The organism is Streptomyces sp. NPDC086023, from assembly GCF_044540325.1.
Taxonomy (GTDB): Bacteria; Actinomycetota; Actinomycetes; order Streptomycetales; family Streptomycetaceae; genus Streptomyces.
The window spans coordinates 81,742-94,001 of the sequence record NZ_JBITRX010000019.1 but is presented as its reverse complement, the minus strand read 5'-3'; the positions used below and the strand labels follow the sequence as shown (position 1 = coordinate 94,001).

The 12,260-nt window shown below is 64.6% G+C and carries 10 protein-coding genes and 1 pseudogene; 6 read left to right on the top strand and 5 right to left on the bottom strand.

Annotated elements, in window-relative coordinates; genetic code table 11:
• Positions 1-16: 16 nt before the first annotated feature.
• Complete coding sequence (locus ACIF6F_RS30010; protein ID WP_399953703.1) at positions 17-1,192, bottom strand: cysteine desulfurase family protein; 1,176 nt, start codon at positions 1,190-1,192, stop codon at positions 17-19.
• A 714-nt stretch (positions 1,193-1,906) separates the two neighbouring features.
• Here ACIF6F_RS30010 and ACIF6F_RS30005 point away from each other — a divergent pair.
• Genes ACIF6F_RS30005 through ACIF6F_RS29995 form a run of 3 tightly spaced genes read left to right on the top strand, consistent with a single transcriptional unit; the run spans position 1,907 to position 6,245 of the window.
• Positions 1,907-3,481 carry a DEAD/DEAH box helicase gene (locus tag ACIF6F_RS30005; RefSeq protein ID WP_399953700.1) on the top strand — a complete coding sequence of 525 codons (1,575 nt, stop codon included), beginning with the start codon at positions 1,907-1,909 and terminating at the stop codon, positions 3,479-3,481.
• A complete protein-coding gene (locus ACIF6F_RS30000; protein WP_365134257.1) occupies positions 3,478-5,349 on the top strand; it encodes an ATP-binding protein in 1,872 nt (623 codons plus the stop codon). The genes ACIF6F_RS30005 and ACIF6F_RS30000 overlap by 4 nt, the downstream gene beginning before the upstream one ends.
• Positions 5,346-6,245, top strand: coding sequence for a phospholipase D family protein (locus tag ACIF6F_RS29995; protein ID WP_399953695.1), 900 nt, complete (start codon positions 5,346-5,348; stop codon positions 6,243-6,245). The genes ACIF6F_RS30000 and ACIF6F_RS29995 overlap by 4 nt, the downstream gene beginning before the upstream one ends.
• A gap of 91 nt (positions 6,246-6,336) precedes the next feature.
• On the opposite strand, the gene ACIF6F_RS29990 is transcribed toward ACIF6F_RS29995, so the two are convergent.
• Positions 6,337-6,954: a class I SAM-dependent methyltransferase gene (locus ACIF6F_RS29990; RefSeq protein ID WP_399953692.1), complete on the bottom strand. Its 618-nt coding sequence runs from the start codon at positions 6,952-6,954 to the stop codon at positions 6,337-6,339.
• A gap of 90 nt (positions 6,955-7,044) precedes the next feature.
• Entirely contained in the window at positions 7,045-7,854 is an 810-nt protein-coding gene (locus tag ACIF6F_RS29985; RefSeq protein WP_399953688.1) for a serine/threonine protein kinase, read from the bottom strand.
• A 230-nt stretch (positions 7,855-8,084) separates the two neighbouring features.
• Between ACIF6F_RS29985 and ACIF6F_RS29980 the strand changes: the two genes are divergently transcribed.
• The 3 genes from ACIF6F_RS29980 to ACIF6F_RS29970 all read left to right on the top strand — a co-directional run bounded on the left by ACIF6F_RS29980 (position 8,085) and on the right by ACIF6F_RS29970 (position 10,111).
• Positions 8,085-8,492 (top strand): MarR family transcriptional regulator, encoded by a 408-nt coding sequence (locus tag ACIF6F_RS29980; protein WP_399953685.1) that lies wholly within the window; start codon positions 8,085-8,087, stop codon positions 8,490-8,492.
• 205 nt (positions 8,493-8,697) lie between these two features.
• Positions 8,698-8,898 carry a helix-turn-helix domain-containing protein gene (locus tag ACIF6F_RS29975; RefSeq protein WP_399953682.1) on the top strand — a complete coding sequence of 67 codons (201 nt, stop codon included), beginning with the start codon at positions 8,698-8,700 and terminating at the stop codon, positions 8,896-8,898.
• A gap of 358 nt (positions 8,899-9,256) precedes the next feature.
• The gene (locus ACIF6F_RS29970) at positions 9,257-10,111 is read left to right on the top strand and encodes a tyrosine-type recombinase/integrase (RefSeq protein ID WP_399953679.1); all 855 of its coding nucleotides are present in this window, start codon (positions 9,257-9,259) and stop codon (positions 10,109-10,111) included.
• A gap of 1,250 nt (positions 10,112-11,361) precedes the next feature.
• On the opposite strand, the gene ACIF6F_RS29965 is transcribed toward ACIF6F_RS29970, so the two are convergent.
• Both ACIF6F_RS29965 and ACIF6F_RS29960 read right to left on the bottom strand, forming a co-directional pair.
• The gene (locus ACIF6F_RS29965) at positions 11,362-11,769 is read right to left on the bottom strand and encodes a hypothetical protein (protein ID WP_365134524.1); all 408 of its coding nucleotides are present in this window, start codon (positions 11,767-11,769) and stop codon (positions 11,362-11,364) included.
• 66 nt (positions 11,770-11,835) lie between these two features.
• A pseudogene (locus tag ACIF6F_RS29960) lies at positions 11,836-12,042 on the bottom strand (helix-turn-helix domain-containing protein); the annotation flags it as partial.
• Between the last annotated feature and the right edge of the window lie 218 nt (positions 12,043-12,260).

Below are 12,260 nucleotides of genomic sequence, written 5' to 3'. Positions count from 1 at the left end.
GAGGGGATAACGCCGACTAGGGCTCTGCCGTCGCGGCCATGACCGACCGGACGTGCCGTACGGCGTTCAAGGCCGCAGTGGCAGCGCGTTCGATGTCGCGTTCGGTGGTGGCGTAGCCGAGAGAGAAGCGCACTGTGGAGTCGGCGTCGTCGCGGCTGTGCCCCATGGCGAGAAGCACATGGCTTGGGCTCGGGGCTCCTGATGAGCACGCACTTCCGTCGGATGCGGCCACGTGCGGCATTGCCGCAAGGACAGCGTCTGCCGGCAGGCCAGGGAAGGTGATGCTGGTGACGCCGGGGAGGCGACGGGTCCGAGCTCCATTGATGCGGCAGTCGGCGACCTCGGCGGTGAGTGCTGCTTCGAGGGCGTCACGCAGCGCAGTGATTCGTTCTGCTTCATGTGCAAGCTGCTGTCGAGCAGCTCGTGCAGCCGCTCCGAGGCCTGTGATTCCAGCCACATTGAGCGTGCCGGCGCGCCAACCCCGCTCGTGCCCGCCGCCCACGAGCAGCGGGCGGTGCGGCAGCGGTGTCCCTCGACGGACGAAGAGGGCCCCGATGCCCTGCGGCCCGCCAAACTTGTGGGCCGAGAGGGAGAGCAGGTCGACATCGAGCTCGCGCAGATCTAGGGGGAGCCGCCCGACGTACTGCGTGGCGTCGGTGTGGACCAAGGCGCCGGCTTCGTGGGCCGCCTTGCAGACGGGGGCCAGGTCCGTCAGCACTCCGGTCTCGTTGTTCGCGATCATCAGGGAGACGAGAGCCACGGGGCCATCGCTAAGCGCTGCATCCAGGGGTTCAAGATCAACAACACCGTCCCTGTCGACGGGCAGGATGAGGAGGGAGTCGGGTTGCTCCGCCGTGATGGCTCGCGCGGTTTCGATCACGGCCAGATGCTCAGCGGCGGTGGTGACCAGCAAGCCGCCGCGCGCATAGCCAGTACGCAGGGCCAGGTTGTTTGCCTCGGTGGCCCCGGAAGTGAAGATGATCTCCCCGGGGGTGCAATTAAGCAGGTCAGCAAGGTCTCGGCGGGCCGCATCGACTCGGGCCGCGGCCTCGCGGCCGGGGTGGTGCATGCTAGAGGCATTGCCGACGCTTTGCAGTGCGGCGACGGTCGCTTCAAAGGCCTCGGGTCGCAGGGGCGCGGTGGCGTTGTAGTCAAGGTAGACCACATCTACGTCTCGCAGGTCACCTGTCATGTTCCGCCCCCATTTGCTGCTGCGCGCTCCGGTCACTCCTGGTGGCTCTCCTCGGCCGGGTCTCATCTTCCACCAGGAGTGCACTGAGATCCTAACGAACGCCTGAGACAACCGGGACAGGCTCGCCACAACCGGCCCCCTGTGGCGCGGTGCACAACGCGCACTCCCCGGGTCACCGAGGGGATCGATCCGGCCTAGTCTCCGCGCTTGCGCTCGGTCGATGACGGGCCGGGCGCCCCTGTGGTCTCTGTCTGAGTCGGCACTCCTGGTGAATGTGGGGCGCCCGCCTCGGGCCTCCACCAGGAGTCGAATTCTGCCAGCCATATGGGATTGGGGTTGGCAGAGTGAGCGGCGCACTTAATCGAACATAATTTCTATTCACTCGTGCGCAGCGATCGCCGTCACCCGTCAAGCGCTTCGTGGCGTGATTTCGATAGGCGGATGCCCGAAAGACGTCTGCTGATCTGCTGATATGCAGGACGTGAACCCGATTGTCAGTGGGCGGGTTTAAGGTGATCGCACGCTGATGCGCTGGGGCTACTCATCGTTGGAGCGATGCGTGGTGTCGGCTGTACTGAGGTGGGGGCACTTCATGTTGATGGTTGGTCAGGTGCGTGCGTCGCGCGGCGCTGCGATGGGCACTCACGGGATGGTGGCCCCTTGACGGCGTGGTCGCCTGGCTTGGCCTTTCAGGCGGTCCTGGACGCTGCCCCGATGTCGTACATCCGTGAGCGGCTCGGCAAGGAGCTGTGTGCCTTGTTGGACCTCATCGACGGTGGTACAGCGGAAGACGAGCGACTCCGCGCCGTGGCGTCCGTGGCAATCGATGCCGAGGCGCTGGTCGCTGATGCGGCGGAACGCGAGGAGCTGTTCGCGCTGCTGCCCGCCGTGAAGCAGCGGGAGTTGGCGCAGCGGGTGGGCTCCGAGGAGGCCAGCACCGAGCCGCTCGCATACCTCAAGTCCCTGAAGTGGTCGCTCGACCAACGTCGGGAGCTGCTCGAGTTCCTCGGGTTCACGATCGACCGGGCGCCGGCGGCGCAGCCGCTGTTCCGTCAGGACTGCGGGCCGGAGTACGCCCTTTTCCCGCATCAGCGGACCGCGGCGGCCCGGGTGAAGGAGCTCTTGTACGACGGCCCGCGGCGGGTGGTTCTCCATCTGCCCACCGGGGTTGGCAAGACCCGCACCGGCATGAACCTGATCTGCGATCACCTGCGGCAGCATGAGCCGACACTCGTGGTATGGCTGGCTCACGGTCAAGAGCTCCTCGAGCAGGCAGCTGCTGAATTCGAGCGGGCCTGGAGCAAGTTGGGTGACCGACCGGTATCCGTGGTGCGCATGTGGGCTGACGCGCCGACCGACCTGGAAGGTGTGACGGATGGCGTGGTCATCCTTGGCCTCGAGAAGGCGGTCTCGGCAGCAAAGAGCAGGCCGGAGTTTCTGCGGCTCCTCGCCGCCCGTAGCAGCCTGACAGTGTTCGACGAGGCGCACCAGATCATCGCGCCCACCTTCCAGCGGGTCGTGGACGCACTGACCATCCGCCCGGACGCGAGCTTGCTGGGACTCACGGCCACACCGGGACGTACCTGGGCAGACATTGCCCAGGATGAGCGGCTGTCCAACTTCTTCTCCCGCCAGAAGGTCATGCTGAAGATCGATGGCTACAGCAACCCGGTCACGGCCTTGATCGACCAGGGTTATCTCTCCAAGCCGACCATGAAGACGGTGGCGTCCGAGGCTGGCCTGCACCTGTCGGTACAGGACCAGCGCCTGCTGGCCAACTCGTTCGACATCCCGGCCAGGATCATCTCCGAGCTCGCCCGGGACGAGCAGTGGAACCTTAAGGTTGTCCAGACCATCATGGATCTGCTGGAGCGAAAACACCGCAGAATCCTGGTATTCACGGCGTCAGTCGACCACTGCCGCCTCATTGCGGCTGTGCTGTCCGCCGTAGGCCTCGACGCCGAATTCGTCACGGGCGAATCCTCGACCCGGCACCGCAACCAGGTCATCACCCGCTTCAAGAGCGCTGCTCCCCGTCCGATGATCCTGTGCAACTACGGGGTCCTGACGACGGGCTTTGACGCGCCTGCGGCCAGCGCCGCAGTCATTGCCCGCCCGACCATGTCGCTGGTGCTCTACAGCCAGATGGTCGGCCGGGTCATCCGAGGACCGAAGGCCGGCGGAACCGCCACCTGCGAGATCGTCACTGTCGTCGATCCGGAACTTCCCGGATTCGGAGACGTCGCCGAGGCATTTATCAACTGGGAAGATGTATGGGAGACAGCGTGATCAGCGAAGGCAACAACTACCGGATCGTCAGCCCTTCGCTGACCGTGAAGGCCATGCGCGACAGCGGATACAAGAACACGGCGTACGCGCTCGCCGAGCTCATCGACAACAGCATCGATGCCAAGGCCAAGCTGGTAGAGGTTTTCGCCTGCGAGAGCCCGGTGCAGGTGGCCGCTCGTACAAGCCATCGCGTTGAGACCATCGCCGTGCTCGACAACGGCACCGGAATGGACGCTGAGGCTCTGCGCCGAGCGCTGAAGTTTGGTGACGGCAGCGGTGACGACCGTAAGCGCATCGGTCGTTTCGGGATGGGTCTGCCCAACTCCAGCATGTCCCAGTGCACCAAGCTCGAAGTGTGGTCCTGGACCAATGGCCCTGGCAACGCCATGTACAGCTACCTTGATCTCGAAGAGATCAACAAGGGGCGGGATGACGTCCCCGCTCCGGAGTTCAGCCCGCTCCCCGAGTACTGGCGTAATCTCAGCCTGGGGCTGGGCAGTACTGGAACCCTCGTGGTGTGGACCAATCTTGACCGCGTCAACTGGCACGGTGCCGCAGCCACACTGCGTAATACGTCGGACATCATCGGTCGCGTCTACCGGCACTACCTGGATGCCGGCACTGTCGACATCAGGATGGCTCCGGTCCGCGACGGAGCGGTTATCGACGGCGAGTACTACGCCGCGCCCAACGACCCGCTGTACCTGATGGCATCGACCAGCACCCCGAAGCCGTTCGATGAGCAGCCCATGTTCGAACCCTTCAACATGGGCACCGAAGATCAGCCCGGTGTTGCGCACTTCCCCATCACCGTCGATGGCAAGCAGCACGTAGTCAAGGTGCGTGCCTCCATCGCGCGCCCCGAGGCTCGCCGCCCGGATCTCGAAGGCCAGCCCTGGCCGGAGAGCGCGAAGGCCACCAAGGACGCCGGCGCCCAGCCCTGGGGCAAGCACGCCCGCCACAACATCGGCATTTCGCTCGTCCGTCACGGCCGTGAACTCGACCTCGACTCCTCCTGGGCCATCGGTTATGACCCTGTGGAGCGCTGGTGGGGTGTCGAGATCGACTTCCCTCCGGCCCTCGATGACGTGTTTGGTGTCACGAATAACAAGCAGACTGCGACGATCTTTTCCTCGCTCGCCCACTTTGACTGGAGGTCTGAAGCGGAGGCTGACGAGACGTTCAAGGCGTTCAAGGATCGCCTCGCGGACCTCGGCGATCCTCGTTTGCGGCTCATCGACCTTGCCCTCTACCTCGAGACCAAGCTGCTCCCCGCCATTCGGCGGCAGCTGCGGCAGCAGACGGTGGGCAACCGCAAGACGAAGAAGCGCCATGACGACGACGTCAACGCCAAGGCCACGGACGCTGTCAAGCGACGTAGCGAGGACGGGCATACGGGTAAGACCGACGACCTGGCGGAAGGCGCGACTCCTGAAGACAAGCGGCAGGAACAGTTCGATGCCCTGACCCAGCGGCACCACCTCGATGAGGACACTGCGCAGTCCCTGGTCGATGAGGCCCTGGAGAACGACTGGCGCGTGCGCTGGATCTCCAGCTACCAGGACTCGCATGCGTTCTTCAGCGTGGACCTCATGGCAGGCATGCTCCAGGTGATCTTCAACGAAAAGCACCCGCTGCACGCCCACCTGCTGGCAGTGCTCGAAGAGGTGCCGGAAGACGCCACCCCGGATGAACTGAGGCACCGCCTTGACCGGGCGGCCGATACCTTTAAGCTCCTCCTCTTCTCATGGGCCCGTATGGAGGACGAGATCCCCAGCGACCGGCAGCGCGAGAAGATCGCAGATGCGCGGCAGGACTGGGGCCGCTACGCCCGCGACTTCATCGACGGCGAGGACGACGGGGCGTGACGGAGTACGACCACGTCTGGCGGCAGATCGAGGGGCTGCTGCAGCACGCTTCGCGGAGCGTGACCCTGATCGCGCCGTTCATCAAGAAGCCGATCTTCGAAGCGGCTGTTGCAGCCGTGCCCGCATCCGTGGAGCGCGTTCGCTGCGTGACACGGTGGACCCCGGCGGAGGTAGCCGCCGGGGTCTCCGACCCGGAGATCATGGAACTGACAGAGAGCGACAAACGCGTCCAGGTCGATCTCTGCCCTGCGTTGCACGCCAAGATCTACCTCGCTGACGACCGCTGTCTGGTCGGCTCCGCAAACCTGACGGGCAAGGCCACTGGTCGCGTCCCGAACAGCAACTTCGAGCTACTGGTGGAGGCCCCCGCGGCACACCCTGAGGTCCAGCGAGTCTTGGACCAAGTCGAAGCCGCCTCCAGTGAGGCGACACCACAACAGGCAGCCCTCATCCGTAAACAGGCCGAACTCCTCAAGGCCGAGACCGGTCCGCCGCAAACGGAAGGTGCGGAGGCGACCACGCTTTGGTACCCGGCCACTCGGCGACCGGAGAACCTTTTCGCCCTCTACAGCGGGCGCGGAACGTTTGCGTCCGCCGTAGAGGCCGGCATCGTGCGAGATCTCGCCCTGCTTAACGTTCCAGCCGGACTGGAAGAGGCTCAGTTCAACGCTTCTGTGCGGACACGGTTGCACGCCATACCGGAACTACGGAAGCTGCAGGAGGGCGAGAGTCTCAGCAACGTAGAGCTGGCGGCTGCCATTGCGCAGCACTCGGGTGTGACCGACGCTCTGGCCCGCCGGAGAACGGAGAACATCGCAGCCTGGCTCCAACACTTCGACAGGTACTACACCGAGGTGGGTTCCTGGGAACTACGCCGTGGTCGCGAGCTGGGTTGATGCTTCACGGGGTGTGGCTGGTTGCGGTAGCGGACAGCCGGCCCGGAAGTCCTGGCGCTGCGCCGCAACTGCTGTCGTTTTGACGGGCAGCCTATGGCTTCTCGAAGAACAGGTTGTTCCAGACCACGCCGTCGCGCCCGAGGGCGTCGGCCTGCTGGCTCTGGTGGATTAGGCGGAGTCCCCGGCTAGATACCAGAGAAACCGTCTCAGCTGCGGACACGGTGTACATGACGCGGCCGGCTGGTACCGGTCCGGCGCGTAGGACCATCCCCAGCCGGCCGCCGTCCTCCAGCAACTCATCGATGCGGATCAGGGCATTGTGGCGCTGATCCTCATTGAGGAACATCCACACCGCTGTCAGCATCACCAGCTGAAAGCGCTCGTTCTGTCGACCGAGGCTCCTTAGCTCGGGCAGTGCGTCATCCACCCAGGCAATATTGTGACCGGCGTGGGCGCGCTGTCCTACGGACCGTAGTTCTTCGGCAGGTTCGACGGCGATCACCGAGTGCCCTAGGAGGGACATGGCGGCTGCGTCCCTGCCCGTACCGGCACCGATGTCCAAGACCCTGACTGGCTCCGTCGGAAGTAGGTGGAGTACCTGGCGGTGTACTTCCTCGAAAGTCACCTGTTCATAGAGCCTGGCCAGATTTTCGTTCTCGTCGCGTGCCTCGCGTTGTTTCGCTTTACTCTTGGCGGTTCTGCCATTCATCTCGAAACCCTCCCTCCTGGCTCGCACTAACATTGCCTGGCGAATGTGACCGTTACGTCCAGCTGGTCAGCGTTAGCCTCGATCCTGTGCTTACAGGGCTTCATGCCATGCTTCGGTCAGTGCGTTGACGGAGGGGAATCTTTGGTCTGGTTCCTTGCATGTTGCCTTGTTGGCGATTGCCAGCTGGGAGGCGGTGCCGCGCCATTGATGCTCATCGTCGCCAGCGTCCAGCAGGAGCCGCAAGGCCCTGCCGAGGTTGAATACGGTGGTCCGGATGTCGATCAGCGAACCGCGTACGAACTCCTCCGGTGCCATGTACCGGCTGGAGCCGGGGAGCCGGTCGGCGTCCAGCGTGAACGGCCCCAGTCGGTACTCGTCAAGGTCGCACAGCCTCATCCGCCGTTCGTTGAAGTCGTACAGTATGCAGCCGTCATAGAGGTCGACGGCCACGAGGCCGGCGGCCTCTACCGCGAGATGGGCGTCCAGAATCACGTCCAGGGCGGCGTGGACCTCGGGGAGTGGAAGGCCGCGGAAACGGGCCATTGGGCTGTCGGGAGCAGTTCTGCCACCGTGGTGGGATCTGGTGGGGTGGTAGAGAACTTCGCCTGGCACCCAGGGGTAGACGAGGGCCAGCCCCTCATTCGTCGTGATGCTGTTCAGCAGGGGCGTGATGGCTGGATGTGCGACGGCCTGGTGCACGTTGACGGCTCGCCGCAGTGAGGACAGCGCTGCAGGGGTTGAAGCGCTCTTCACGAACCACCTCCGCCCATCCACCAGGACCCCGTACGAGACACATCCGGAGTCCTGATCGGCGAACGTGCGAAAGATCGTTCCGATGCCCGCAACGTAAGCGTCGAGCGTGGCCACATGGGCGACGTCAAGGAGGGGGTGCGGCGTCATTCTCGTGATCGTGGCAAGTCTGGTCCGATGCCGCAGGGAGATTCTACGGTTCGCGGCAGGAACCGCGCCCGGCTCGGAGCATTCGCCCACGGCAGACAGGGAAGTGGCGCGAACGACTGGAACGCTCTCCGAGACCATGTCAACGTACAACGTCCCCGAAAACACCAGGTCAGCAAGGCCCCGCACGCCCTCTAGGCGGCCCGTGGGCTCGCTGCACTCTCGATCGAGCCATGGCTTCAGGAGGTCCTCTGCCCAAGTCCGTACTGCTCTCTCTGCGCCTGACGGCTCCTCTTCTGTTCACCCTCGGCGCTGTGTGCGCATGGACTGCGCAGCGGCACGTTGACTATGACGGCATCGCCACGGCGCTCTGCCTGTGTGTCTGCGCTGCCGGCCTATTCGCCGAAGACCTTCTCCAGGACGGCTACCGACGCGCTCGATCTGTCCTTGCCCACGTCGCCGTGCACCCGGGCGTGAATGCCCGACAGGCCGCCCGTGCCGTGGGCGTCTCGGAAAAGGTCGTGACCCGAAGCCTCGACCGCCTGGTCCGCGACGGCATCGTGATTGTGGGGGACGGGGCCGAAGGGCGACCGCCTCGGGGATACCGGTTGGCCCCGGTGACCTCTCCGGACAGCGCCTGAGCACACGGCGGCGTGCGTGTATAACCGACGATCCCCGGTTAGCCAAACCGGGGGTTCTCCAGACCATTGACGTAGCTCGCGCCGACTCCTTGGCGGTGGCGTAGTGCGGGCTTCCTTGTCCATATCCGCTGCGGCCCGAACCGTGCCCTGCGCAGTCACTGCGTAGGCGTCGTCGGAAGCCCAGGGCGAAGTGAAAGACCCGGCCATGTGCGAAAACCTGCTCTCTGTCCCCCACGTTGCCCAGATTCTCGACATCAGCCGGAGGTCTGTCTACCGGTACATCTCCTCGGGTGAGCTGTCGGTTGTGGACCTGCGCACTGGCAACGAGCGCTCGCGTGTCCGCATCCCGAGCAGGGACGTGCATGAACTGGTCCGGCGGCGCACTGCCGCCTCCCCCTGGCGCTGAGCTGAGCCCGACCCATACGTGTTGTGGCGAGGTCCGTCGTCATGCCCAAGACAATCGGAAAGGGAATATGCCGTACCTGCGCAAACTGGCCTCCGGAAATTGGCAGGCCACTGTCAGAAACCATACTGGCGAGCGGTTCACTGAGACGTTTCCCCTTCGGTCGCAGGCCCGCGAGTGGGGCCTGGACCAGGAAGCGAAACTCCGCCGGAATGCGTATCAAGATCCGCAGGCCGGGAAGATCAAGTTTGGGGAGTGGCACGACCGCTGGTGGGAAGCCCGCGTCGTGGAACCCCATACGCAGCGAGGGGACGCTTCGTGCATACGTACCCATATCTCTCCGTACTGGTCTGATTGGGAAGTGCGCGCGATCTCCCGCCTGGACGTGCAGTCCTGGGTCCGGAAGCTGGTCGTGGACAAGAAGGGGGCCTCGGCGATCCGGCGGGCCTACAACCTGATGTCCTCCATCATGCGAGCGGCGGTCGACGAGAATCTCATTTCCGTGACGCCTTGCAGGCGCATCGACCTGCCCCGGGAGGCGGTAAAGCCGCCGCAGTGGTTCACCGTCGAGGAGGCCCAAGCCATCCTCGATGAGCTCGAAGAGCCGTGGCAGACGATGGCGCTGCTCGCCTTCTACACCGGCCTGCGGTGGGGAGAGCTGGCCGGCCTCCACGGGCACCGCATCGACTGGCGGCGGGGCCGGCTGTTCGTCGTGGAGGTCAACACGAAGTCAGGGATCAAGGAGTACCCGAAGAGCTCGAAGAGCCGCCGCGAGGTCCCGATCCCCGAGCACGTTCTCGACGCCCTTGCCCGCCACATGCGCGGGCGCGACCGCGCGGGAGTCGTCTTCACCACTGTCACCAAGGGCCGGTCCGGTCGGTTGCTCGACGACGGCAACTGGCGGACCCAGACATGGTGGCCCGCGGTCAAGCGCGCGCACTACACAGAACCTGACGGGACGAACCGGCCGGTTCCGCACTACCCGCCGCACTCCATGCGTCACACCTGTGCGTCCTGGCTGGTTCAGAAGGGGGTGTCACTGTACGAGGTGCAGCACCTGCTCGGGCACGAGAGCTACCAGACCACGCAGCGGTACGCGCACCTCGCCCCCGATGCTCACCAAGCGGTCCTCGGAGCGTGGCAGCGGCTGGACTCCCAACTGATCGTTCCAGAGGTGGCCAACTCGAGCCCGGCCACGGATGCTCGCCGTCGGTGACGGTAGGTAACTCCCGTCCGCCTCGCACGTAGCGTTTCCCCGGCGCCGCCGGCCACACTGTTTCGCAGGCGGCATAGAGCCGGTTGTGACATGCCGAGGGTGACTTCCGTGCCGGGGATGCGGGCGGTGAGGAAGCTCTCCAGGCCCACCTCCTGTGCTGTGTCGTCGGAGGGGGATCCACTTCGTTCCCGGAGGGCATCGCGCCGGTCGCGGGTCGCCTGGTCGTCTTCCATGAGGGTGAGCAGGCCCGACTCTCGACGGCGCTCTGTGCGTTCCCGGGCGACGGGCCAAGGCGCAGCAGCGTGAACGAGGCCATCTCCGCGGCGCACAGGGCCAGGAGGGTGAGCATCTGGGAGCGGGCGACGTCCAGCAGGGTTGCTCCGCTCTCGTCCTGGTCGAGGCTCGCCTCCGCGGATTGCGGCCCCCTGGGGAGGGGGCCGCGCTGGTCGGTTCGCCGGAGGGGGTGTCGGACTTGCCGCCACAGGTCGGGCCGCGGGTTCTTCTGGCCCTTGACCGACTTCGTCTTCTGTGCGGTGTCCGTGATCCCCTGAGGCCACTTGTCCTCGATGTGCCAGGTCTGGCTCAGGCCCATGAGGGAACGGCAAGCCCATTCGGCCATGGTCATGCCCACCCGGTAGCTGAACAACCCGCGGGCACTGGACTCCGTGCCCTGTTGAGGACGATGTTCGCGGTCAGGCGGCGGCCGGCGTTGGAGTCGTGGAGGTGAGGCCCGTCATGGAGGTCCATGTAGGTGTCCATCGGCGCTATTCGGGCCGCGATCTCCCGCGCGGCGTGGTGCGGGGCGGTCCAACCAGGGAGGGAGATCGCGGCCGACGTTGATGGCGGCCTTGAGGATCTCCCGCCATGTCGTGGTCGGCAGGTACCAGCCGTCCTTGCTGGGGAAGCCTGTGCCTTCCCATGGGGCGAGATCGTCCTGGCGCCATTCGCCCTTGGTCCGACCACCCGGGCCGTTACGGAAGAGGATCGGTATGTCGATGGCGTCGGCCTAGGGCAGGGGCGGCTGGCTACTGAGGTACAGGCATACAACACGTTGAGTGAGGCCCTCGGAGAACAGGGCTGTGTGATCGTTTGGTCAACGACATACACGCAGGGGCCCTCGGTGTTCAGTCGAGGGCCCCTGTATTTAATGCCGCCATGTCCGGCACCGCAACTCCGGAGTCTTTCAGCAAACGAGTCAGATTTGAATCCGGGTCAGACTCGCCACATTCCGAGTCGCATTACTCAAGGGATCAGTTGTTCCATGGGATCCCCCACACCTTCGGAAGGTGTTCGCGCTGCTGCTCCAGATATTCGCGAGCGGCAGGCGATCCGTCCCGAGCGGCCGAGCGAACGAACTCCATCCGTGCGCTACGCCATGCCGACTCCCAGAAGATCCATTCATCTTGCGGGACATCGCTGACCGCGATGACGGCCAGCATGATCCGCCGCGTCAGAGGAGTTCTCCGGGTGACAAAATTATGAAAGCTGGCACGGCTGATCGGGTGAGCGAGCACTCCCTGCTCGGCGAGGCGCTTTGCCTTCTGCTCGGCTTTTCGGTACGTGAGCCCCGATAGTGCATACACCGACACAAGCGCGTTCCAAAGGTCGGTTGGTGTCACCACCATGTCCGGCCTCTTTGGCTTCTCTTCCCTGAGCATGCGCCTGATTCTCAGTTCTCTCAAACACTGCCAATGTAATCGTCTACCTGTATTCAGGTCAGCCCCACAGGCCATCGCATACCTCTCCACCAAGTTGAGTGATGGAAGCTCCGTGCCATTGGCTGCTCTGCTGAGAGTGGACTTATTGCACTCGATGCGCTCGGCTAGTTGTGCGTAGGTCATTCCCGTTCGCTTCCGCTGCTCTCGCAGCCAACTAGCTAGTTCCACGAGGGGAGAGGGCTCCCTCGGCAACGCCCTGGGTTTACGTCCCATTTGACGTCACACTCGGAGTCGGTGAGCAATCGGGTTGAGGCCGCGGACGGTGAACAGCGTGGAGATCAAGGCGACTCCGCCGATGACCTGCAACGCATCCGGCACCGCGTGCCCAAGGGCTACTAGGACCGTAGCCAGAGTCATGGCCACGACTACTACGACGACGACCTGCGTACTCGGGAACGCGGGTGCCTCAGCAGCTCCGTGGACGACGCAGT